21 protein-coding genes are annotated in these 23,251 nt (G+C 71.4%); 17 read left to right on the top strand and 4 right to left on the bottom strand.

Annotated elements, in window-relative coordinates; all coding sequences use genetic code 11:
- Positions 1 to 66 precede the first annotated feature (66 nt).
- The 5 genes from KILIM_RS11230 to KILIM_RS11210 all read left to right on the top strand — a co-directional run bounded on the left by KILIM_RS11230 (position 67) and on the right by KILIM_RS11210 (position 3,084).
- Positions 67 to 363: a hypothetical protein gene (locus KILIM_RS11230; RefSeq protein WP_006592804.1), complete on the top strand. Its 297-nt coding sequence runs from the start codon at positions 67 to 69 to the stop codon at positions 361 to 363.
- 428 nt (positions 364 to 791) lie between these two features.
- A complete protein-coding gene (infC, locus tag KILIM_RS11225; protein WP_006592803.1) occupies positions 792 to 1,439 on the top strand; it encodes a translation initiation factor IF-3 in 648 nt (215 codons plus the stop codon).
- A 74-nt stretch (positions 1,440 to 1,513) separates the two neighbouring features.
- Positions 1,514 to 1,708, top strand: a complete 195-nt coding sequence (rpmI, locus tag KILIM_RS11220) for a 50S ribosomal protein L35 (RefSeq protein WP_006592802.1) — start codon at positions 1,514 to 1,516, stop codon at positions 1,706 to 1,708.
- A gap of 105 nt (positions 1,709 to 1,813) precedes the next feature.
- On the top strand, positions 1,814 to 2,200 hold the full coding sequence (gene rplT, locus KILIM_RS11215; protein WP_006592801.1) for a 50S ribosomal protein L20: 387 nt from the start codon (positions 1,814 to 1,816) through the stop codon (positions 2,198 to 2,200).
- Between the two features lie 14 nt (positions 2,201 to 2,214).
- Positions 2,215 to 3,084, top strand: a complete 870-nt coding sequence (locus KILIM_RS11210; RefSeq protein ID WP_006592800.1) for a TrmH family RNA methyltransferase — start codon at positions 2,215 to 2,217, stop codon at positions 3,082 to 3,084.
- A gap of 88 nt (positions 3,085 to 3,172) precedes the next feature.
- On the opposite strand, the gene KILIM_RS11205 is transcribed toward KILIM_RS11210, so the two are convergent.
- The 4 genes from KILIM_RS11205 to KILIM_RS11190 form a co-directional block, all read right to left on the bottom strand.
- On the bottom strand, positions 3,173 to 5,533 hold the full coding sequence (locus KILIM_RS11205) for a thiamine pyrophosphate-binding protein (RefSeq protein ID WP_006592799.1): 2,361 nt from the start codon (positions 5,531 to 5,533) through the stop codon (positions 3,173 to 3,175).
- Complete coding sequence (locus tag KILIM_RS11200; RefSeq protein WP_006592798.1) at positions 5,533 to 6,549, bottom strand: 1-aminocyclopropane-1-carboxylate deaminase; 1,017 nt, start codon at positions 6,547 to 6,549, stop codon at positions 5,533 to 5,535. Before KILIM_RS11200 ends, KILIM_RS11205 begins: the two co-directional genes overlap by 1 nt.
- A gap of 102 nt (positions 6,550 to 6,651) precedes the next feature.
- A complete protein-coding gene (locus tag KILIM_RS11195) occupies positions 6,652 to 7,323 on the bottom strand; it encodes a GntR family transcriptional regulator (RefSeq protein ID WP_040563058.1) in 672 nt (223 codons plus the stop codon).
- 162 nt (positions 7,324 to 7,485) lie between these two features.
- Positions 7,486 to 8,166, bottom strand: a complete 681-nt coding sequence (locus KILIM_RS11190; RefSeq protein ID WP_246308449.1) for a DUF559 domain-containing protein — start codon at positions 8,164 to 8,166, stop codon at positions 7,486 to 7,488.
- A gap of 853 nt (positions 8,167 to 9,019) precedes the next feature.
- On the opposite strand from KILIM_RS11190, the gene pheS reads away from it, so the two are divergent.
- The 12 genes from pheS (at position 9,020) to tyrS (ending at position 22,854) form a co-directional block, all read left to right on the top strand.
- Positions 9,020 to 10,135, top strand: a complete 1,116-nt coding sequence (gene pheS / locus KILIM_RS11185) for a phenylalanine--tRNA ligase subunit alpha (protein ID WP_006592795.1) — start codon at positions 9,020 to 9,022, stop codon at positions 10,133 to 10,135.
- Positions 10,135 to 12,786 carry a phenylalanine--tRNA ligase subunit beta gene (pheT, locus tag KILIM_RS11180; protein WP_006592794.1) on the top strand — a complete coding sequence of 884 codons (2,652 nt, stop codon included), beginning with the start codon at positions 10,135 to 10,137 and terminating at the stop codon, positions 12,784 to 12,786. Before pheS ends, pheT begins: the two co-directional genes overlap by 1 nt.
- On the top strand, positions 12,786 to 13,562 hold the full coding sequence (locus tag KILIM_RS11175; protein ID WP_040563056.1) for an SDR family oxidoreductase: 777 nt from the start codon (positions 12,786 to 12,788) through the stop codon (positions 13,560 to 13,562). Before pheT ends, KILIM_RS11175 begins: the two co-directional genes overlap by 1 nt.
- A gap of 81 nt (positions 13,563 to 13,643) precedes the next feature.
- Positions 13,644 to 14,687, top strand: coding sequence for an N-acetyl-gamma-glutamyl-phosphate reductase (gene argC / locus KILIM_RS11170; protein WP_006592792.1), 1,044 nt, complete (start codon positions 13,644 to 13,646; stop codon positions 14,685 to 14,687).
- Complete coding sequence (locus tag KILIM_RS11165; protein ID WP_006592791.1) at positions 14,684 to 15,217, top strand: ACT domain-containing protein; 534 nt, start codon at positions 14,684 to 14,686, stop codon at positions 15,215 to 15,217. Before argC ends, KILIM_RS11165 begins: the two co-directional genes overlap by 4 nt.
- Positions 15,214 to 16,365 (top strand): bifunctional glutamate N-acetyltransferase/amino-acid acetyltransferase ArgJ, encoded by a 1,152-nt coding sequence (gene argJ / locus KILIM_RS11160; RefSeq protein ID WP_006592790.1) that lies wholly within the window; start codon positions 15,214 to 15,216, stop codon positions 16,363 to 16,365. Before KILIM_RS11165 ends, argJ begins: the two co-directional genes overlap by 4 nt.
- Positions 16,366 to 16,379: 14 nt before the next feature.
- Positions 16,380 to 17,336, top strand: a complete 957-nt coding sequence (argB, locus tag KILIM_RS11155) for an acetylglutamate kinase (protein ID WP_006592789.1) — start codon at positions 16,380 to 16,382, stop codon at positions 17,334 to 17,336.
- Positions 17,333 to 18,586, top strand: coding sequence for an acetylornithine transaminase (locus tag KILIM_RS11150; RefSeq protein ID WP_006592788.1), 1,254 nt, complete (start codon positions 17,333 to 17,335; stop codon positions 18,584 to 18,586). The genes argB and KILIM_RS11150 overlap by 4 nt, the downstream gene beginning before the upstream one ends.
- A gap of 1 nt (position 18,587) precedes the next feature.
- Positions 18,588 to 19,196: an arginine repressor gene (locus KILIM_RS11145; protein ID WP_006592787.1), complete on the top strand. Its 609-nt coding sequence runs from the start codon at positions 18,588 to 18,590 to the stop codon at positions 19,194 to 19,196.
- Positions 19,174 to 20,706 (top strand): argininosuccinate lyase, encoded by a 1,533-nt coding sequence (argH, locus tag KILIM_RS11140; RefSeq protein ID WP_083876098.1) that lies wholly within the window; start codon positions 19,174 to 19,176, stop codon positions 20,704 to 20,706. Before KILIM_RS11145 ends, argH begins: the two co-directional genes overlap by 23 nt.
- A gap of 44 nt (positions 20,707 to 20,750) precedes the next feature.
- The gene (locus KILIM_RS11135) at positions 20,751 to 21,449 is read left to right on the top strand and encodes a DNA-3-methyladenine glycosylase (protein WP_040563065.1); all 699 of its coding nucleotides are present in this window, start codon (positions 20,751 to 20,753) and stop codon (positions 21,447 to 21,449) included.
- Positions 21,450 to 21,540: 91 nt separating this feature from the next.
- Positions 21,541 to 22,854 carry a tyrosine--tRNA ligase gene (tyrS, locus tag KILIM_RS11130; protein WP_006592784.1) on the top strand — a complete coding sequence of 438 codons (1,314 nt, stop codon included), beginning with the start codon at positions 21,541 to 21,543 and terminating at the stop codon, positions 22,852 to 22,854.
- Positions 22,855 to 23,251 lie beyond the last annotated feature (397 nt).

Genomic DNA, 23,251 nt, shown 5'->3' with positions numbered 1-23,251 from the left:
CAAACTGTCGATCAGATGAGCGAGATCAGGGGTGGGTGTAGACGCGCAACAGAAGAGGAGGGCGGGGTGTCGTTCATCGAGCTGTTCGGCCCGCCACTGCTCGCGGGCTTCATCGTGTTGGGCCCTCCCGCGGCGGCCTTCGTGGCGCGTCGGCTCCGCGCACTGCCGGTTGCGCTCTGGCTCGCGGCGGCCGCGACCCTCGTCGCTTGGGTCCAGCGGAACGCCACTCTGGCCGACGCTGCCCCGGGCGGCTCACAGGCAACTGCGCAGGCCGGCGGCGTTCTCGCTCTGGGGGTCGCTTTCGCGGCGATCTCCGTCGCCCTCCTGCTCCGCAACAAGACCCCACGCCGAGCCGCCGCCTAAGGCGCGCCCACGACAAGAACATGCGCCGACCACGGGCCGGGTCGTCGAGTCGGGAGGCCGGCGAGCCAGAGCGCCAACGACGATTGGCGGGCTGGTCACGCCGACTGGTAAGCTAGACGGCGATCGGTCGTGCCTGCGTGCTCGGCCGCCCAAGAGAAGCCGCTCACCACGCTTCCACCCGCGTCAGCCGCCCAGGCTGCCGGGTCCACGGATACGCAACCTCAGGTTTGCGGGTGCCGCTCGACCGTATCGGTCGACAACCAGTGGCACTCAGGTGGTGATTCGGCCTTTCGCGGGATGCCTCGCGGAGGGCCTTTCGTCTGTCCGGGTCGATGTCCTCGACGCCGGGCGGGTGAATAGCTCCCCGCGGTGCGAGATCACCCGCGTCGGGCCCACGCCCGGAGCGGCACCCCTCCAGTAGCACCGACATGAAGGAGCACGACATCAGCGATCCTCGTATCAACGACCGCATCCGAGTTCCGCAGGTCCGACTCGTCGGGCCCAACGGCGAGCAGGTCGGGATCGTCAAGATCGAAGAGGCCCTGCGGCTCGCCGGCGAGGTCGACCTCGATCTCGTCGAGGTTGCGCCCATGGCCAACCCCCCGGTCGCCAAGCTCATGGACTTCGGCAAGTACAAGTACGAGGCTGCCCTGAAGGCCCGTGAGGCCCGCAAGAACCAGGTCAACACGGTCATCAAGGAGATCAAGCTCCGACCGAAGATCGACCCGCACGACTACGAGACGAAGAAGGGCCACGTGGTCCGCTTCCTCAACGCGGGCGACAAGGTCAAGGTCACGATCATGTTCCGCGGCCGCGAGCAGTCCCGCCCCGAGCTGGGCTACCGGCTGCTGCAGCGGCTCGCGCAGGACGTCACCGAGCTCGGCTTCGTTGAGAGCGCCCCCAAGCAGGACGGCCGCAACATGATCATGGTGCTCGGCCCGACGAAGAAGAAGGCGGACGCGAAGGCTGAGCAGCGGCGTCGGCGCGACAGCGCACGCGCCGAGCAGGGCGAAGCGGGAGCAGAGGCGGAGTCCGCACCGACCACGGAGGACGTGGCGCAGGCCGCTCAGGCCTGAGCACGACGTCCGAGACGCACCACGGTGTCGCCCGACCGGGCGGGACCCCAACGCACGAAGGAGATCGGCTCACCATGCCGAAGATGAAGACGCACAGCGGCGCCAAGAAGCGTTTCCGCCTGACCGGCAAGGGCAAGGTCATGCGCGAGCAGGCCGGCGGCCGTCACCTGCTGGAGCGCAAGTCCAGCAAGTTCACCCGTCGCATCGCGAACGACGTGGAGCTGGCCCCGCAGGACGCCAAGAAGGTCAAGAAGCTGCTCGGCAAGTAAGCCGACCCCTCCCCGCCGCCGGCGCCCCACACGGAGCGCTCCGACGCCGTCTGCGCCACCAGCCGCAGTTGGCAGCGGCCCCCGATCAGTAGAAGGAGTACTCACGTGGCACGCGTGAAGCGGGCAGTCAACGCCCAGAAGAAGCGCCGGGTCGTCCTCGAGCGCGCCAGCGGCTACCGCGGTCAGCGGTCCCGCCTGTACCGCAAGGCCAAGGAGCAGGTCACCCACTCGCTGGGCTACGCCTACCGCGACCGTCGCGCCCGCAAGGGTGACTTCCGTCGGCTGTGGATCCAGCGCATCAACGCCGGTGCGCGCGCGCACGGCATGACGTACAACCGCTTCATCCAGGGTCTCAAGGCCGCCGGTGTCGAGGTCGACCGTCGCATGCTCGCCGAGCTCGCCGTCAACGACGAGGCCGCCTTCGCCACGCTCGTCGAGATCGCCAAGGCCAACGTGCCCGCGCAGAGCGAGTCCACCGAGAGCGCGGCCTGAGCCCCGCCCTCACGTTGGCTGACACCACTGCCGCACAGCGCCGGCCCTCCGGCACCGAAGCGCCCGCAGCAGCGCCACTGACGAATGTCAGGGCGCAGCGGGTCCGCTCGGTCGCCGGGTTGGGCCGGCGCTCTGTGCGTGCGCGAGAGGGACTGTTCCTGGTCGAGGGGCCCCAGGCCGTTCGGGAGGCGCTCGCCTGGCGCCCGGATGTCGTGCGCGAAGTCTTCGCCGACCCCGCCGGACGCGAACGCCACGCCGACATCCTGCAGGCGGCGGCGCAGGCCGGAGTTCCCGTGCGCGACACCAGCGCTGACGTGCTGCGCGTCATGTGTGACACCAACACCCCGCAGGGTCTGCTGGCCGTCTGCCGCCCGGTCGACGTCGCCCTCGCCGACGTGCTGACCGGAGACGGAGGGGAGGGGGAGGGGCGGCCGCGCCTGCTCGTCGTGTTGACCAACGTGCGGGACCCCGGCAACGCCGGCACCGTCATCCGCGGCGCCGACGCCGCCGGAGCGGACGCCGTGCTCGTGGGCACCGACAGCGTGGACGTGTACAACCCGAAGGTCGTGCGCTCGGCCGTCGGCTCCCACTTCCACCTGCCGATCGTGCTCGGCCTCGACGTGCCCGCGCTGCTGGAGCGCCTTCGGGCCGAGGGGATCCGCACCCTTGCCGCCGACGGCAGCGGCGACGCCGGACTCTTCGAGACCGACCTGACCCGCCCGCACGCTTGGGTGATGGGCAACGAGGCCTGGGGTCTACCGTCCCAGTTGCTGGAGGCCTGCGACGAAGCCGTCGCCGTGCCCCTCTACGGCCACGCCGAGTCCCTGAACCTGGCCATGGCCGCCACCGTCTGCCTCTACGCCTCCGCCCGCGCCCAGCACTGAGTGGGGTGAGGCGCTCGCTGTTGCCCCGGTAGCCCGGTGTTGGCGATATGGCCGCAACCCGCAGCTACCGGGACACCAGCGAGGGGGGTCAGTGCCCGACGAGGTCGAGGGCGGCGGCGACGATGGCGTCGGCGTCGATGCCGTGGAGGCGGTGGGCGTCGTTGAGGTTGCTCGACTGGCCAAAGCCGGTGACGCCCAACACCGCGATGCGGTCGCCGCGCACACCGGCCAAGAAGGCCAGAGTGTGAGGATGACCGTCGAGCACGGTGACCAGCGGCGCGGGGGCGTCCGGCGGAAACAGGGCCGGTAAGACCTGCGCCGCGACCGCGCCCGAAGAGCGGTCAAGCCGCTGCTCGCGGCGCGTGAACTCCCGGAACAGCAGATCGGCGCTCGTCACGCACACCACCCCGGCGGTGACGCCCAGCTCACTGAGCTGCTGCGCGGCCGCGAGCACGTTCGGCATGAGCGCGCCCATGCCGACGAGCACCACAGAGTCCTGTGCGGCTGGGTGGGTGCTCAGGCGATAGCCGCCGGCCAGCACCTGCCGACGCCGCCGCTCCCGCAGCGCCGGATCCTCCGGCACGCCGGCCAGCGACTGGTCCACCGAACGCGTCGAGAGCCGCAGGTACGCCGACTCGCCACCGGGCACCCCGGTGCGGCTCATCTGGTCGAGCAACACCCACTCCAGGTCTTGGCCGAACGCGGGCTCCCACGCGGTGCACCCGGGTTGTTGCAGCCCGATGCCTGGTGTCGAGATCGACTGGTGCGCACCGCCCTCCGAAGCCAACGTCACGCCCGACGGCGTGCCGACGAGGATCGACTGGCCGCCCGCGTACATCGAGAACGACCACGGCTCCAAGGCGCGCGACACGAACGGGTCGTACATCGTGGCCAGCGGTACCAGCGGTCGGCCCCACCGCGACCAGGTCGCGCCCAGCTCACCGGCCAACCCGACGAGGTTCACCTCGGCGATGCCCAGCTCAAGGTGCCGACCCGACTCCGACTCACGCCACCGCAGCATCGTCTGCGGGTCATCGGCGAACCAGTCCGTGCGCTCTCCGGCCGACCACACACCGTTCTTGTTGATCCAGCCGCCGAGATTGGTCGACGACGCGACATCCGGACTCAGCGTCACGAGTCGCTGCGCCAGCTCCGGCGCCGCGCGGGGGAGTTCGGACAGGATCCGCCCCAGCGCCGCCTGCGACGACATCGGCCGGCGATGCGGCAGCCCTAGGTCGGCCGGCACGGACGGCGGCGGCGCCACCGGGATCGCGGGCCGCTCCAAGCGGCGCGCCGCCTCCGCGACGACCTGGCCCTCCGTGCTGTCGGCGTCGAACCGTCGCCACGGATCCGCCAGCGACATCCCGCACGCCTCGGCCAGCTGCTCCATCTGCGCGCCGGTCAGCAGCGCCGAGTGATTGCTCGGATGCCCCTGCGTCGACAGGCCGCGCCCCTTGACCGTGTAGGCGAAGATCACCGTCGGTCGGGTCGGGTCGATGTCGTCGTAGGCCGACAGCAACTGCGGGATGTCGTGTCCGCCGAGGTCGCGCAGCAGGTCGCCGACGGTGTCGGGGTCGATAGTGTCGAGCACCGCCGCCAGGGCAGGCTCATTGCCGTCTCGCAAGCGCCGGTGCGCCTCCGCCGAGCCGCAGCGCAACAACCGCTGATATTCCTCGTTCGGCATCGACTCCAGCCGTGCCTGCAGCAGGTGTCCGTCGGGCGCCTCGAAGACCGCCCGAATCCGCCGTCCCCACAGGCACGTCAGCACCTGCCAGCCGGCCGCCTCGAACAGGCCCCGCCACTTGTGAATCTGCACGTCCGGCACGATCCGGTCCAGCGACTGCCGGTTGAAATCGACGATCCACGTCACCTCACCCAGCTGGCCGACCATCGGGTCGACGACGGCCTCCCAGATGGCGCCCTCGTCGAGCTCCGCGTCGCCGACGATCGAGAAGAACCGCCCCGCCGCCGGGATCGACGGATCGTGGCTGCGCAGGTAGCGGTGCGCGATCGCCGCCCACAGGGGAGCGGTGGCGCCGATGCCGACGCTGCCGGTGGAGAAGTCGACGCGGTCGTGGTCCTTGGTGCGGCTCGGGTAGGACTGCAGGCCGCCGAGCTCGCGCAACGTGCCCAGGTGCCGCTCCGGCAGATCGCCGAGCAGATAGGAGATGGCGTGCAGCACCGGCGAGGCGTGCGGCTTGACGCTGATGCGGTCCGCGCCGGTCAGCCGGGCGAACCACAGCGACGTCATGATGTCGACCGCGCTGGCCGAGGACGCCTGGTGACCGCCGACCTTGAGGCCGCCGACGTTGGGGCGCACCCGGTTGGCCGCGTCGACGATCGCCGTCGCCGTCCACAGCACCCGGCGGGCGATGGACTCCAGCGCCGCCACATCGACGTCGTGCGCGCCCGCCTCGGGCGAGGATGCTGGGTGGGTCTGGATCGTCATCAGATGATGCCGCTGTAGGCGTTCAGTGCCGGCTGCCCTCCGAGGTGAGCATAAAGCACAGTGTTCTGTGCGGTAAGTGTGCCGTTCTCGACGAGACCGAACAGCCCGGCCATCGACTTGCCCTCGTACACGGGGTCGAGGATGACGCCCTCGTGCTGCGCGGTGCGGCGCATCGCGTCGATCGTCGACTCGACGGGGATGCCGTACAGGTCGCCGGCCCAACCGGGCAGCACCTCGATCTCGTCGTCGCGCAGGTCGCGGCCCAGGTCGATGAGGGAGGCGGTGTTGCGGGCGATGCGGCCCACCTGATCGATGGTCTTCTCGAGTGTGGCGGAGGCGTCGATGCCGATGACCCGGCGCGGGCGGCCGCCGGCGTCGGCCAGCGCGGCGAAGCCGGCGATCATGCCGGCGTGCGTCGACCCGGTCACCGTGCACACGACGATCGTGTCGAAGAAGACTCCGAGCTCCTCCTCCTGCGCGGCGACCTCGTAGGCCCAGTTCGCGAAGCCGAGGCCGCCGAACTTGTGCTCCGACGCGCCGGCGGGGATCGGATAGGGAGTGCCGCCATTCGCCTCGACCTCATCGAGCGCGTCCTGCCACGACTGCCGGATGCCGATGTCGAAGCCGTGCGGGTCGAGTCGCACGTCCGCGCCCATGAGGCGCGAGAGCAGAATGTTGCCGACCTTGTCGTTGACGCTGTCCGGCCAGTCGACCCACTTCTCCTGCACGAGGACGGCCTTCAGGCCCAGGTGGGCCGCCACCGCGGCGACCTGGCGGGTGTGGTTCGACTGGAAGCCGCCGATGGAGACGAGCGTGTCGGCGCCGGAGGCGAGCACGTCGGGGACGATGTACTCCAGCTTGCGGGTCTTGTTGCCGCCGTAGGCGAGTCCGGAGTTGCAGTCCTCCCGCTTGGCCCAGATCTGCGGGCCGCCCAGGTGCTTGCTGAGGCGTTGCATCGGGTGCACGGGTGAGGGGCCGAACGTCAGCTGGTGGCGGGGGAAATCGGACAGGGCCATGCGGGTCTCCTTGGTTCGTGCGGTGGTTCGTTCGGTAGTTCGTGCGGTGGTTCGTGCGGGAGTCGGTCGGGTGGTCGGCGCGTCAGGGGATTCGAGGGGTTGCTAGGCCGGGCGCCGAGTACCGGGGTCGAGGGGCGGGGTCAGGTGGGTCCAGATCCGCGCGGTGACCGCGGCTGCCTCGTCGGCGTCGCCGGCTGCACACGCGGCAATGAGGGCGTCGTGTTCGGCGACGGAGTTCGCCGCGTCGTGGGAGGCGAAGCGCGCCCGGGCCAGCCGGCGCAACAGCGGGCTGAACTGGTCGAGCACAGCGGCGACGACGGAGTTGCCGGCGACGTCGACGAACAGGGCGTGCAGCGCGTGGTCGGCGTCGAGCGCCGCGTCGACATCCCCGGCCTCCAGCGCCGCGGCGAACCGGGCGTTGCGATCCCGCAGCGACCGGATGTGCGATGGCGTCAGGTGGGGGAGCGCCTCGCGGACCGCGATCTGATGGACCGCGGCGACCACCGGCCGGGCATCGCGGGTCGCCGCGCTCTCCAGTTCGGTGACGACGGTGGAGCGCCCCGGCGACATCTCCACCAGGCCCGCCGCCTGCAGCCTCAGCAGCGCCTCGCGGATCGGTGTGCGGCTGACCCCGAGCCAACGCTGCAACTCCTGCTCACGCAACTGCTCGCCGGGCTCGAGCACACCGTCGACGATCGCGGTGCGCAGCAAGAGAAACGCGCGGTCGCGCAACAGGGGCTGGCTACCGACGCTCTCGGCACTGGGAACTGGCATGCAATATATTGCACGTAGATGGGTGCCCCGTGTCAAACCCCCACCCGCGGCTCGCTCGCCCGCCCGCGGCGCCGGCCCGGCTAGGCACCCCGGGCGACATGTTGCTCGCTTTGCCTAGCGTGCCGGGTTGCTGCCAGGGCGCCCACCACGGTGCCTGCCCAGCTAGGCGCCCCGGGCAGGATGTTGCTCGCCCTGCCTTGCGGCGCCTAAGGGGTGCGCGAGCCCGAGGCCGCGTTCCACCTGATCTAGGAACTTGTCGGGCTCCAGTCGCAGCCCGAGCAGGGGGATGCGCAGCACGCGGTCGCCGGTGAGGGTGAGGTCGTTCTGCCGCAGGGCGTCCCGCACGGGTTCCAGCGCCAGCGTGTGGTGCCCGCCGTCGATCTCCACGACCAGACCGTGCTCCGCCCAGTACACGTCGAGGTACACGCGCCCATCGGGCAGCACCCGTACGGCCTGCCGTGACGGAGTCGGCAGTCCGCGGCTCCGACGCAGGCGCGCGAAATCCAGCTCCCCCAGTGAATGCGAGCCGTCGCACACATCCGTCACGATCGTGCGCACGAACGCGCCTCGACCAGACTTCGTGACGGGCGCTGCAGCCATCAGCCGACCCGGTTCGACGAGCCCTTGCTGCACCGCGAGGCAGATGATCAGGGCCGCCTGGCGTTCCGAGTGTGCCCACAGCGCACCGCGAATCGCGGCGATGTCGGGTCGCACCCGGGGTATCCCCGCGGAAACGACCTCCGGCGCCGACCTTGGGCGATGCAGCCGCACCCCGGCCAGCGCGTGGGCGTGGTTCGCTGCCGGCACGGTGACGTCGATGGCATCGGGGGAGAAGCCCGTCAAGCCGTCAGCCAGAAGCGCCGAGACTCCATCGAGCCGCGCCCCGGGGCCGCTCTCCCACACAGCCCGCCACAAGCGGGCCCGACCGGTCGTGGACGCATGGATCCGCACGGTGTGCCGCCCGAGTGAGCGCCAGCGTCCGGCGGCAACCTCGGAGCGAACATCCGCCCGCGACACCCCGGCCTGCCGCAGCTGGGCCCGATGCGCGACACCGTCGTGATCTCGCGCGATGGGCCACGCGCGGCGAGCTCGCTCCGAGCGGCTCAGGCGCAGCGAGCCGTAGGGCCGGCGCTTCCCGCGGGACTCTTCGCCCGCTGGCGCTCTCCGCCGTCGGAGGGTTCGGATACTGGCATGCACTCCACCCTGGTCGAGCGCACCGCCCACGCGCCCGAGTCGCCCCGGTCGGCTGTGGACGGACCACCACCGCAGGGCAGGCATGTGGACAGCGGGTCGGGCTGGCTGCCACCCTGGGGCGCTCGGCGGGGAGCGCAACATGCTGCCCGGGGCGCATCGCCGGGACGGTGGGTCGGCGGGCGTGATCGGCCGCCGCCCTGGGCGGCTAGGTGGAAGGCGCACCATGTTGCCCGGGGCGCCTAGCCGGGGCAGGCAGAGGGTGGAGACGGCCCTTGGCGAGTAGGTGCCGCTACGTGGAGGGAGCAACACGTTGCCCGCCGCACCTAGCCGACCGGAGACGGGGCCGGAAAGCCCGGGGCCCCCACCGCCGCCACGCCCGGTGAGCGAAACCCATTCGGGGCGACCAGGGACCCTCGCTTAGGATTTGGGCCGCAAGGGCCCTGCGCGCAGTCGGTGCCAGCCACCGACCCGCGCGGCCGTCACGACGACGCGAAGCGAAGAGATGTCCGGACCGAACACGTCCTATGACCCCGTCGAGGTCAGCGCCCTGTCACCGGACGCCGTCGACGCGGCCGTGACCGAAGCCTTGGCAGCCATTGAGCAGGCCGAGGACCTCGACGCCCTCAAGGCGGCCCGCCTCGCCCACGCCGGTGAGAAGAGCCCACTCGCGCTGGCCAACCGCGAGATCGGCGCGCTGCCGCCCAGCGCCAAGGCCGAGGCCGGCAAGCGCGTCGGCCAGGCCCGCGGACGCGTCGGCCAAGCCCTCAAGCAGCGGCAGGCCGAACTGGAGGCGCAGCGAGACGAGCGCATCCTCGTCGAGGAGGCGATCGACGTCACGGTCGGTGGCCCCGGTCGGCGAGTCGGCGCCCGCCACCCGCTGAGCCTGACGATCGAGCGCATCCAGGACGTCTTCACCGCCATGGGCTGGGAGATCGCCGAGGGCCCGGAGGTCGAGGCGGAGTGGTTCAACTTCGACGCCCTGAACTTCGCCCCCGATCACCCGGCGCGCCAGATGCAGGACACGTTCTTCGTCGACCCGCCCGACTCCGGGCTCGTGCTGCGCACCCACACCTCCCCGGTGCAGGCCCGCAGCCTGCTGCAGCTCGACACCTCCGGGCTGCACAAGGAGTTGCCGGTATACGTCGCGGTGCCCGGGCGGGTCTACCGCACCGACGAGCTCGACGCGACGCACACGCCCGTCTTCCACCAGATCGAGGGGCTGGCCGTCGACAAACACCTGACGATGGCGCACCTCAAGGGCACCCTCGACCACCTGGCCCGCGAGCTGTTCGGCGCGGCCGTGACGACCCGCCTGCGCCCCGCGTTCTTCCCCTTCACCGAGCCCAGCGCCGAGATGGACTTCGAGTGCTGGGTCTGCTTCGGCAAGGACCCGGGGTGCCGCACCTGTGGCGGCACCGGCTGGATCGAGTGGGGTGGCTGCGGCATGGTCAATCGCAACGTGCTCTTGGCCTGCGGCGTCGATCCCGACGTCTACACCGGCTTCGCGTTCGGCATGGGCATCGACCGCTCGATCATGCTGCGCAACGGCGTGAGCGACATGCACGACATCGTCGAAGGGGACGTCCGCTTCTCCGCGGCGTTCGGGATGGAGATCTGATGCGGGCCCCGGTCTCGTGGCTGCGTGAACTGGTGGACGTCGACCCGGCCAAGACCGGCGTCGACATCGCCGCCGACCTCGTCAAGGTCGGGCTGGAGGAGGAGGGGCTGCACGGGGGCGACATCGTCGGTCCGCTCGTCGTCGGCCGCGTCCTCGACAAGACCGACGAGCCGCAGAAGAACGGCAAGACGATCCACTTCTGCCACGTCGACGTCGGCAACCACGGCCAGCGCGCCGCCGCCGGCGGCGACGAGTCGGTGACCCAGGAGATCGTCTGCGGCGCCCACAACTTCGGCCCCGGCGACCTCGTCGTCGTCGTGCTCCCCGGAGCGACCCTGCCCGGCGGCTTCGCGATCTCCGCCCGCAAGACGTACGGCCACATGAGCAACGGCATGATCTGCTCGGCCGCCGAGCTGGGCCTGGGCGAGGACCACGACGGGATCATCGTGCTGACCGAGTACTTCGCGGACTCCCCGGAGGTCGTCGCGCGGCTGCAGCCGGGCCAGGACGCCATCGAGCTGCTCGGGCTGGCCGACGAGGTCGTCGAGGTCAACGTCACCCCCGACCGCGGGTACGCGTTCTCGCTGCGCGGGATCGCCCGCGATCTGGCGCTGGCCACCGGCGCCACCGCCTCGTTCCGCGACCCCGTCGGGGAGCAGGTGCAGCCGCCGGCCGCCAACGACGCAGGCTTCGAAGTGCGGCTGATCGACGACGCCCCCATCCATGGTTCGAACGGCAACGTCGGCTGTGACCGATATGTCGCACGGATCGTGCGCGACGTCGACACCCAGGCCGCCAGCCCGTCGTGGATGACGACCCGGCTGACCCAGGTCGGCATGCGCCCGATCAGCCTCGCCGTCGACATCACGAACTACCTCATGATGCTCACCGGGCAGCCGCTGCACGCCTTCGACCTCGACACCCTCTCCGGGGCGATCGAGGTGCGCCGCGCGCGACCGGGGGAGACGCTCAAGACCCTCGACGACGTGACCCGCACCCTGCACCCGCAGGACCTGCTCATCACTGACGGTGGCGACCTGCCGCTGGCCATCGCCGGCGTCATGGGCGGGGAGACCAGCGAGGTCGGCCCCACGACGAGCAATGTGCTCATCGAGGCCGCCCACTTCGACCCGATCACCGTGGCCCGTAGCTCGCGGCGGCACAAGCTGAGCACCGAGGCGAGCAAGCGCTTCGAGCGCGGCGTCGACCCGGCGATGACGGCCAAGGTCGCGCAACTCGCCGCGCAGCTGCTGGCCGACCTCGGCGGCGGCACCATCGACCCCGGCGTCACCGACGTCGACGAGCGCGTCGAGCGCGACGGGTTCGCCTTCGACACCGCCCTGGCCTGGCGGCTCGTGCAGCCGCCGGAGGCGACCGGCGGCCAGGTGCCCGACGGTCTCGATCACGAGGCCGTCGTCGCCACGCTGCGCGACCTCGGCTGCGAGGTCACCGAGGTCGCAGAGGCCACAGAGGTCGATCGGCGCCCGGCGGACTTCGGCCGGGTGCAGGTGCAGCCGCCGTCATGGCGTCCCGACCTGGCCAACGGCCCCGACCTCGTCGAGGAGGTCGCCCGCATCCGCGGCTACGACCGCATCCCCTCGGTGCTGCCGATCGCGCCCGCCGGCCGCGGCCTGACCCGCGCCCAGCGCGCGCTGCGCCTGGCCGGTGCGGTGCTGGCGGGGCTGGGGTTGACCGAGGTCTGGTCGTATCCGTTCGTCGGTGCCGAGGTCTTCGACAAGCTCGGGCACTCGGCGCAGGACCAGCGGCGCACCGCGGTGCGCCTGGCCAACCCGCTGTCGGACGAACAGCCGCTGCTGCGCACCAACATTCTCGACACGCTGCTGGCGACGCTGCGACTCAACGTCAACCGCGGTGCCCGCGACGTCGCCGTGTTCGAGCACGGGCTGGTCGTACGCCCGCAGGCGGTGTCGGCCGAGGGGGTTGCCAAGGCGCCGATCCCGCCGGTGGGCCAGCTGCCGGACGAGGCGACCCTGGCGGCGATCACCGCGGCCGTGCCACGACAGCCGCGACACCTGGCGATCGCTCTGAGCGGCGACGCCGACCCCGCCGGCCCCTGGGGAGCCGGCCGCCCCTTCGACGCTACCGACGCCATCGGCGCGGCCACGGAATTGGCCCGCGCGCTCGGTGTCGAGCTCGTGGTGGCCGCGGACGCGCACTCGCCGTTCCACCCGGGTCGGTGTGCGGCGCTGAGCCTGCCCGACGGCACGCTCGTGGGGCACGCCGGCGAGGTGCACCCCAAGGTGTGCGCTGCGTTCGACCTGCCGGCCCGCACGTGTGCGGCCGAGCTCGACCTCGACGCGATCATCGCCGCCGCGGGCGACCCGGTGCAGGTGCAGACGCTCTCGACGCTGCCGGTGGCCCACTCCGACGTCGCGCTCGTCGTCGACGAGTCGGTGCCTGCCGCCGACGTCCGCGACGCCCTGCGGGCCGGTGCGGGTGAGGCGCTGGAGTCCTTGCGACTCTTCGACGTCTTCCGCGGGGAGCAGCTCGGCGAGGGTAGGAAGTCGCTGGCGTACCGAATGACGTTCCGGCCGCGGGATAAGACGATGACGACGGCCCAGGTCAGTGAACTGCGGGACGCGGCCGTCGCGCGGGCGAACGCGGCGACAGGAGCGATCCAGCGTGGGTGATGGTCGTGAGTGAGTCTCCCGTCGTCGTGATCACCGGCGCCGCGCGCGGCATCGGGGCGCACCTGGCCCGCGGCTTCGCCGACGCCGGCTACCGCGTGTTCGGTTGTTCTCGCTCCGGCGGCACGCTCGGCGACCTGCAGCTCGCTGCCGTCGACGTCACCGACGAGCGCGCCGTGCACGACTGGATCGCCCAGGTGCTCGATGAGGCGGGCCGCATCGACGTGCTCGTCAACAACGCCGGGGTGGTCGACGACGAGGTGCCGATCGAGGAGTCCGATCCGGCGCAGTGGTGGGACGCCGTCGAGGTCAACGTGCGCGGCCCCTACCTGCTGACGCGGATGGTGCTGCCCGGCATGCTCGCCGCCGGATCCGGTCGCATCATCAACCTGAACTCCGGGGCCGGCACCAGGCCTGGCGAGGTCGCCTCCGCCTACCACGTCGGCAAGAGTGCGCTCGGCCGCATCACCGGTTCGACCCACGCCTCCGGCTCCGGTCGGGGGGTCTACGCCTTCGACCTCGCGCCGGGCGTCGTGCGCACCGACATGACCGAGTCGATGCCGGTGCACCGCCAGCGCACGGACTGGACGGATCCGGCGCAGGTCGTCGAGCTGGCGCTCGCCCTGGCAGACGGGCGACTCGACGCGTGGTCCGGGCGGATGGTGCGGGCCGGTGCGGACACGCCGCAGAGTCTGCACAACCGGGCCACCGCGGGTCTGGCTGAGCAGGCCCGCACCGTCGGACTCATCGGCTGGGGCGCAGACGACCCCATCGCGTAGCGCCGGCGTGGCGACCTGGCCCCCCCATCCCGGGCCACCCGGTATTCGCATAAGTTTACGGCGCAGCGTATATTTGCTCGGGTGTTCACTGCCGCTATCGCAGGCGCGAGCGGCTACGCCGGGGGAGAAATCCTGCGGCTGCTGCTCGCTCACCCCGAATGTCAGATCGGCGCGCTGTGCGCGTCCGCCAACGCCGGTTCGCTGCTGGGCGACCACCAGCCGCACCTGCCGAGTCTGGCCGACCGCCGGCTCGAGCCGACGACCCCGCAGGTGTTGGCCGGGCACGACGTCGTCTTCCTCGCCCTCCCGCACGGCGCCTCGGCGGCCCTGGCCGCGCAACTGCCACAGGACGTCGCCGTCGTCGACTGCGGCGCCGACTTCCGCCTCGCCGATCCCCAGGCGTGGGCGCGCTTCTACGACACCCCGCACGCCGGCACCTGGCCCTACGGCATGCCTGAGCTCGTGCGGGCCGACGGCACCCGCGCCCGCGACGACCTGCGTGGCGCCACCCGGATCGCGGTACCCGGCTGCTATCCGACGGCGGTGAGCCTGGCCCTGGCGCCCGGTCTGGCCGCGGGCGTCATCGACCCGACCGACGTCGTCGTCGTCGCCGCCAGCGGCACCTCCGGCGCGGGCCGCTCTCTCAAGCCGCACCTGCTGGGCGCCGAGGTGATGGGCGCGATGAGCCCGTACGGCGTGGGCGGCGTGCACCGGCACACCCCCGAGATCGTGCAGAACCTGTCGGCCGCGGCCGGGGCGGGGGCAACTGTCAGCTTCACGCCGACGCTGGCCCCGATGCCCCGCGGCATCCTCGCCACCTGCACCGCGCGCCTGGCGCCGGGGGTGGCGGCGGAGTCCGTGCGCCAGGCGTGGGAGGAGACCTACGCGGCGGAGCCGTTCGTGCACCTGCTGCCGCAGGGGCGTTGGCCCTCGACCGGGGCGGTGCTGGGCAGCAACTGCGTGGCCCTGCAGCTCGCGGTCGACGAGTCGGCCGGTCGGGTCGTCGTCACCGCAGCGGTCGACAACCTCACCAAGGGCACCGCGGGCGCGGCGGTGCACTGCGCCAATCTCGCGCTCGGCCTGCCCGAGCCCACCGGTCTGCCCACCGCCGGAGTCGCTCCGTGATCACCGAAGCCGAACCCACCGAACCCGGGTCGAGCCCGTCGGGGGCGGTCCAAGCCGAGTCGACGCAGCCTGAGACGGATCAGCCGGTCTGGACGCTGGCGCTGCACACCGAGCCCGTCAAGATCGCTCGGCTGGAGCCCGGTAGCCCGATTCCGACGTGGGCGCGCAGCGGCGGGCCGCTGGCGTCGGTCACCTGGAACGCCCACGAGACCTCGGTCGTGGCCGCGGCGGACGCGGTGCCGATCGGCGTCGATCAGGCGGGCCCGTTTCTGGCGTTCGAGGTGCAAGGGCCGCTGGACTTCACCCTCGTCGGGGTGCTGCGTGACCTGCTCGACCCGTTGACCGGAGTGGGCGTGAGCGTCGTGACGATGTCGACGTTCGACACCGACTGGTTCCTCGTCCCGCTCGAGCAGGTGGGCGCGGTCACGGATGTGTGGCGGGCCGCGGGGCACACGATCGCCCAGACCGCGTCGGCCGGTGTCGGCACCACCGCCACACATCCCAAGAAGGCGAACAGGAGCCCCTCGTGAGCGTCACCACTCCCACAGGTTTCCGTGCGGCCGGCGTCACCGCCGGGCTCAAGGCCAGCGGCCGCCCCGACGTCGCGCTCGTCGTCAACGACGGCCCGAGTCACGCCGCGGCCGCGGTCTTCACCGCCAACCGAGTGGAGGCAGCGCCGGTCACCTGGAGTCGGGTGGCGGTTGCCGATGGGCGTCTCGATGCGGTGATCCTGAACTCCGGCGGCGCGAACGCCTGCACCGGGCCGGAGGGGTTCGCAGACACCCACGCCACGGCCGAACACGTCGCGGGTGCCTTGGGCGTCTCCTCCGGTGACGTGCTCGTCTGCTCCACGGGTCTCATCGGCGAACGCCTCGACATGCCGGTCCTCCTGGGCGGTGTCGACGCCGCCGTCGCGGCACTGTCCGACACGGGCGGGCCCGACGCGGCGACCGCCATCATGACGACCGACACCGTCGCCAAAGAGGTGCTCGTCGAGGGCGACGGGTGGTGCATCGGCGGGATGGCCAAGGGCGCGGGCATGCTCGCTCCCTCGCTGGCCACGATGCTCGTCGTGCTGACGACCGACGCGGCCCTGACGGCGCCGGAGTTGGAGCGGGCCCTGCGCGAGGCCTGCCGCCTCTCCTTCGACCGCCTCGACTCCGACGGCTGCATGTCGACCAACGACACCGTCGCGCTGCTGTCCTCCGGGGCTGCCTCGGCGCAGGTCGACGAGGCGCAGTTCACCGACGCACTGACCCGCGCCTGCCGCGATCTGGCGATGCAGCTGCTGGCCGACGCCGAGGGCTCGCACCACGACATCACGATCGAGGTCGTCGGGGCTGCCACCGAGGACGATGCCCTGAGCGTGGGCCGCGCCGTGGCCCGCAACAACCTCTTCAAGTGCGCGGTCTTCGGTGGCGACCCCAACTGGGGCCGAATCCTGGCCGCCGTCGGCACGACCGACGCCGCGTTCGACCCGCGCACCCTGGACGTCTCGATCAACGGCGTGCAGGTCTGCCGCGCGATGGGAGTCGGGGACGACCGCTCCGGCGTCGACCTGTCCGGCCGCACCGTGCACGTGCTCGTCGAGCTGCATGCCGGGTCGGAGGCGGCGACGGTGTGGACCAACGACCTGACCCACGACTACGTCCACGAGAACTCCGCCTACAGCACCTGAGAGGGATGAGTGACATGAGTTCTGCGACGACCGGGACGAGCCAGCAGGCGGCCGCCGACAAGGCGGCCACCCTCGTCGAGGCGCTGCCCTGGCTGGAGCGGTTCCGCGGCGCGATCGTGGTGCTCAAGTACGGCGGCAACGCGATGGTGCGGCAGGACCTGAAGGAGGCGTTCGCGCAGGACATCGCCTTCCTGCGGTACGCGGGACTGCGCCCGGTGGTCGTACACGGGGGCGGACCGCAGATCGGCTCGATGCTGACGCGGCTCGGCATCCACAGCGAGTTTCGCGGCGGCCTGCGGGTCACGACGCCGGAGGCGATGGACGTCGTCCGGATGGTGCTCGTGGGCCAGGTGGGTCGCGAGCTCGTCGGCCTGCTGAATCGGCACGGCCCGATTGCGGTCGGCCTCTCCGGTGAGGACGCGCACCTGTTCGGCGCCCGCCGCCGCGGGACGCTCGTCGACGGCACCCCGGTCGACCTGGGCCTGGTCGGCGACGTCGAGCGAGTCGACCCCTCCGCCATCCACGACCTGCTCGACGCCGGACGGGTGCCGGTCGTCTCCACGATCGCCCGCGACCTCGACGACGACACCGCCGTGCTCAACGTCAATGCCGACACCGCGGCGGCCGCGTTGGCGGCGGCGCTGGACGCGCGCAAACTCGTCATGCTCACCGACGTCGAGGGCATCTACGCGAACTGGCCCGACCGCGACTCCCTGCTCTCCAAGCTGCCGGTCGCTCAGGCCCGCGGCATGCTCGCCACGATCGACGCCGGGATGGCCCCCAAGCTGGAGGCCTGCATCCGCGCCGTCGACTCCGGCGTCGGCCAGGCGCACGTCATCGACGGTCGGGTGGCTCATGCGGTGCTGCTGGAGGTCTTCACGGACTCCGGAATCGGCACGATGGTGCTCCCCGACGGGCCCGCCGAATCCGGCTCCGACACCCAGCCCGACGTGCAAGGAGGCCACTCATGAGCGGATCGCAGGCCCTGCTGGATCGCTACGAACACTCGCTGCTGGGCGTCTTCGGCCGTCCCAAGCTGGTGCTGGAGCGCGGCGCCGGCGATCTGGTCTGGGATGTCGAGGGCCGCCGCTACCTCGACCTCGTCGGCGGCTTGGCCGTCAACAGCCTGGGACACGCGAATCCGCAGGTCGCCGCGGCCGTCGCCGCGCAGGCGCACCAGTTGATGCACGTCTCGAACTTCTTCACCACCCCAGGTCAGGTCGAGCTGGCCGAACGGATCCTGGGGCTGGCGCAGGCCCCGGCCGGCTCGGGCGTGTTCTTCACCAACTCCGGCACAGAGGCGATCGAGGCGGCCATCAAGCTGGCCCGCCGCACCGGTCGCACAGGATTGTTGGCGACCACGGGAGCTTTCCACGGCCGGTCGACGGGCGCGCTGGCCCTCACTCACAAACCCGCCTACCGCGAGCCGTTCGACCCGCTGCTGCCCGGCGTGTTGCCGCATGTGCCGTACAACGACCCCGACGCACTGCGCGCGGTGTTCGCGGAGCACGGCGACCAGATCGGCGCCTTCGTCGTCGAGCCGGTGCAGGGCGAGGCCGGGGTGCTGCCCGCCGACCCGGAGTACCTGCGGTTGGCGCGCGCGCTGACCACCGACCACGGCGCGTTGCTCATCGTGGATGAGATCCAAAGCGGCATCGGGCGCACCGGCGTCTGGTTCGCCCACGAGCGCGCCGGCATCGTGCCCGACGCGATGACGCTGGCCAAGGGCCTGGGCGGCGGCTTCCCCATCGGGGCGCTCGTCACCTACGGCCCCCAGGTGACCGGCCTGCTGACCGCCGGCCAGCACGGCACGACCTTCGGCGGTAATCCGCTCGCGTGCGCCGCGGGCTTGGCCGTGCTGACGCTCATCGAGCGCGACGGGGTCCTCGACCACGTGAACCAGGTCGGCGCCAAGCTGCGCGACGGGGTGCTGGGGCTGGGTCACGACCTCATCGACGGGGTGCGGGGGCACGGGCTGCTGCTCGGCATCGGGCTGCGCGCTGACGTGGCCTCCCAGGCTACGGCTCTGGCCCAGGAGGCCGGATTCATCGTCAATCCGGTGCGCCCCGACACGATTCGGCTCGCCCCGTCGCTGCTCCTGGAACCGGGGCACGCCGACGAGTTCGTCGCCGCCCTACCCGGCCTGTTGGACGCTGCGGCGCCGACCGCCCAGCCTCAGCCGCCCAGCCGGTCGGCGACCCCGTCGAGGGAGGCCGGCTGACGTGCCCATCGCCCAGTCCCGCACGGCCCGCCACCGGCGCATTGTCGAACTGCTCGACAACCAACCCGTGCGCTCGCAGGCCGAACTGCTGGGGATGCTGGCGCACGACGGGCTGGAGGTGACCCAAGCCACCCTCAGCCGCGATCTCGTCGATCTCGGCGCGGTCAAGGTTCGCCGCGGGCGCACGCTGGTCTATGCGGTGCCGGCCGAGGGCGGTGACATGACCCCGCGTCCGGCCGTCGCCGTCGAGGAGGTCGACTCCCGCCTTCGTCGGCTCTGCGAGGAGCTGCTGGTCGCCGCGGAGCAGGCCGGGCACCTCGTCGTGTTGCGCACCCCGCCGGGCGCAGCGAGCTTCCTTGCCTCGGCGATCGACCGCAGCGCGGTGTGGCAGGCCGGCCGTATTGTCGGGACGGTCGCCGGTGACGACACGATTCTGGTGGTCGCTGCCGATGTGCCAGGCGGCGCGGAGGTGGTGCGGCGGCTCCTGGCGATGGCCGCCGGCAACGACCCCGACCTGACCGACGACAGGGCCGGCAGCCTGGCGGCACCCGGACCCGACGGTGACGGATCCGGGGGCAACCGAGAAGATGACGCAGAACCCGACTGTTGACGACCGAACCGCTGGACGACCGCAGGAGAACGTAGTGAACGAGCAGGCAGGCGCGCGCGAGGGCGCGACGACCGACGGGGCTCAGGGGACGCCGCTGGCTCTGTGGGGCGGTCGGTTTTCCGGCGGGCCCGCCGCGGCGCTGGCGGCCTTGAGCAAGAGCACCCACTTCGACTGGCGCCTGGCCCCCTACGACCTGGCCGGATCGCGGGCCCACGCTCGGGTGCTGCATCGCGCTGGGCTGCTCGCCGACGCGAGTCTGCGGACGATGTTGGCGGCGCTGCGGCAGCTCGGGGATGACGTGGCGTCGGGCGCGTTCGCCCCGGCGCCCGACGACGAGGACGTGCACACGGCCCTGGAGCGCGGCCTCATCGAGCGGGCCGGCCCGGAGGTCGGCGGGCGGCTGCGCGCCGGGCGCTCCCGCAACGATCAGATCGCCACGTTGTTCCGCATGTACCTGCGCGACCACGCCCGCACGTGCAGTGCCCTCGTGCTCGACGTCGTCGATGCGCTCATCGATCAGGCGGGCGCCGCGGGCGAGGCGCCGATGCCGGGCCGCACCCACCTGCAGCACGCCCAGCCGGTGCTGCTGGCCCATCACCTCCTGGCCCACGCCTGGGCACTGCTGCGGGATGTCGACCGGTGGCGGGACTGGGACACCCGCACGAGCGTGTCCCCGTACGGTTCGGGTGCCCTGGCCGGCAGCTCGCTGGGTCTTGATCCCGAGCTCGTCGCCCAGGACCTCGGTTTCGACGGCGCAGTGGAGAACTCGATCGACGGCACGGCCTCCCGCGACTTCGTCGCCGAGTTCTGCTTCGTCGCCGCGATGGCCGCGGTCGACGTCTCCCGCATCGCCGAAGAGGTGATCCTGTGGGCCACCAAGGAGTTCGGCTTCATCGCCCTCGACGACGCGTTCTCCACCGGGTCGAGCATCATGCCGCAGAAGAAGAACCCGGATGTCGCGGAGTTGGCCCGCGGAAAGGCGGGCCGGCTCATCGGCGACCTCGCCGGTTTGCTGGCGACTCTCAAGGCCCTGCCGCTGGCGTACAACCGCGATCTGCAGGAGGACAAGGAGCCGGTCTTCGACGCGGTCGACACGCTGCACGTGCTGCTGCCGGCGTTCGCCGGGATGATCGCGACGATGCGGTTCGACACCGATCGCCTGGCGGCGTTGGCCCCCCAGGGCTTCTCGCTGGCCACGGATGTCGCGGAGTGGCTGGTGCGCCAGGGTGTGCCCTTCCGGGTGGCGCACGAGGTGGCCGGCTCCTGCGTTCGGGTGTGCGAGGAGCGCGGCATCGAGCTGTGGGAACTGTCCGACGACGACCTGGTCGGCATCCACGAGGCGCTGACCCCCGGGGTACGTGAGGTCCTCTCGGTAGAGGGCTCGCTGGCCTCGCGCGACGGCCGCGGGGGCACCGCACCGCAGCAGGTCCGGGAGCAGTTGTCCCGCGCCCGGCAGGTCAGCGCGTGGCATCGGCACTGGGCCGCCAAGCCGCTGTCCGTGCGCGACTGACGCCGCAGGCCCGGCGAGTGGCCCGCAGGGAGAGCGGCGTGGACATGAGCGCGCAGTTCGGGCCGCCCCTGACGGCCGAGTTCTTCGATCGCCCGGTGCTGCAGGTAGCCCCGGAGGTGCTGGGTTGCGTCGTCACCCACGGTCCCGTGGCTGTTCGGCTCACCGAGGTGGAGGCGTACGACGGCGCGGACGATCCGGGCTCCCACGCCTTTCGCGGTCAGACGCCGCGCACGGAGGCGATGTTCGGCCCGCCCGGGGGCCTGTACGTCTACTTCACGTACGGCATGCATTTCTGTGCGAACCTCGTGTGCGGACCGGCGGGGCGGGCCAGCGCGGTGCTTATGCGCGCCGGCGAAGTGATCGCCGGCCAATCGGTGGCAACGGACCGGCGCACGCGGCCGGGCAAGGCTGCCCCCAAGCAACGCGACCTCGCTCGCGGACCCGCCCGGCTGGCCTCCGCGCTGGGCTTGGACCGGGAGCAGAACGGCCTCTTCGTGACCGGAGGCGGGCCGGTGACCGTGCATGCTCCGGCGCAGCGAGCACCGGAGGAGATGGCGACCGGCCCCCGCGTGGGTGTGTCCGGCCCGGGCGGCGATGCGCAGGACTTTCCGTGGCGGTTCTGGTCGGTCGGAGAGCCCACGGTCTCGGTCTATCGCCCGGGTGTCCGGCGTAGTGAACGCCGAGGCCTCAGTGGCCGTGCTGGTGGCGGCGGCGCGACGCGCCGGGGGCAGACGAGGCCGTGAGGAGCACATGCGGCAGGCTGGATGCCGAACATCAGCATCGACTCACCCGGTCTGCCCGCGCGGCAGGCCGACACGAAGGGACCGGCCGACCGTGAGCACAACCGACGTGGGCGTAGGCAGCCCCGCTGCCGACAGCACTCCCGGCACTGGGGCCCCGACGATCCTCGATGAACTGCAGTGGCGCGGACTCGTCGCCCAGACCACGGACGTCGAGGAGTTGGGGCAGGCCCTGTCCGGGCGGGTCACGGTGTACTGCGGCTTCGACCCCACGGCCCCGTCGCTGCACTTCGGCAACCTCGTGCAGCTCATCGTGCTGCGCCATCTGCAGCGCGCCGGGCATCGGATCATCGGCCTCGTCGGGGGCTCCACGGGCCTCATCGGCGATCCGCGGCCCTCCAGTGAGCGGGTGCTGAAGACCAAAGACGACACGGCCCGCGATGTCGAGCGCATCGCCGCCCAGGTGCAGGCGATCCTTGGTGCCGACGAGTCGAACCCGCCGATCTTCGTCAACAACCTCGACTGGACGGCACCGATCAGCGCGTTGGACTTCCTGCGCGACTACGGCAAGCACTTCCGCGTCAACCAGATGGTCAAGAAGGACGCGGTCGCCGCTCGGCTGAACTCCGACCAGGGCATCTCCTACACCGAGTTCAGCTACCAGATCCTGCAGGCGCTCGACTTCCTGCACCTGTACCGCGAGCACGGCTGCACGGTGCAGACCGGCGGGCAGGACCAGTGGGGCAACCTGACGGCCGGCGTCGACCTGGTGCATCGGGTCGAGGGGGCATCGGTGCACGCCCTGACCACGCCGTTGCTGACGGACGCCTCGGGGGAGAAGTTCGGCAAATCGCTGGGCAACAGCGTGTGGCTCTCCCCGCAGATGACCTCGCCGTACGCCTTCTACCAGTACTTCCTCAACATCGAGGACGCCTCGGTGGTCAAGCTGCTCAAGGTCTTCACCGACCGCACCCGCGACGAGATCGAAGACCTCGAGCGCCAGGTGGCCGACGAACCCTTCCGCCGCACGGCACAACGAGCCTTGGCTAGCGACATCACGACCCTGGTGCACGGGGCGGAGGCGACCGCCGCCGTGCAGGCCGCCTCGGCGGCGTTGTTCGGCAAGGGCGACCTCGCCGGCATCGACCCGGCGACCTTCGCCGACGCCACGAGCGAGTTGGACGGCGCCACCGTGGCGCCCGGAACCTCGGTCACCGACGCCCTCGTGGCGATCGGCCTGGCGGACTCGCGCAACGCCGCGCGCCGGACCATCGGGGAGGGCGGAGCGTCGCTGAACAACGTCAAGCTCGCCGATCCCGAGTACGTGCTGGCCGAGGAGGACTTTCTGCACGGTCACGCGGCAGTCCTCAAGCGGGGTCGGCGCAACCTGGCCGCCGCCCGTCGCTGAGGTCGCGCCCGACTGTTCCTCGGCCGGCCAACTGACGATCCGAGGGCGCGCAAGCCGCTGACCAGCCGATTTGCTTCCGCGGGCTGAGCCTGCCTAAAGTTCTTCTCGCCCCGCTGAACGGGAGGAACGGACTCAAGAAGATCGCACAGCGATCCGAACGCAGGCCGGTCCCGAGGCGGGATCCCACGACAACCAGGCTCCACTAGGCATGTCGTCTGTAACCCAGGTCCTCGCCAGGACCGGCAAGTTGCGGAGGACGAGAGGGCCTGCTAGAGTGGGAGATCGGTTCGGACGCAGAGACCAAAAATCAGCCCAACAGCTGACGGGTCAGGTGGACGAGCGGATCAATCAACAGCCTTCTAACTGCCGGGTGCCGACGTGTGCCCCCAGGTGAAGT

It is taken from the genome of Kineosphaera limosa NBRC 100340, assembly GCF_000298215.1.
Taxonomy (GTDB): Bacteria; Actinomycetota; Actinomycetes; order Actinomycetales; family Dermatophilaceae; genus Kineosphaera; species Kineosphaera limosa.
The sequence above is the reverse complement of the archived record's forward strand: the minus strand, read 5'-3'. Positions and strand labels throughout refer to the sequence as shown.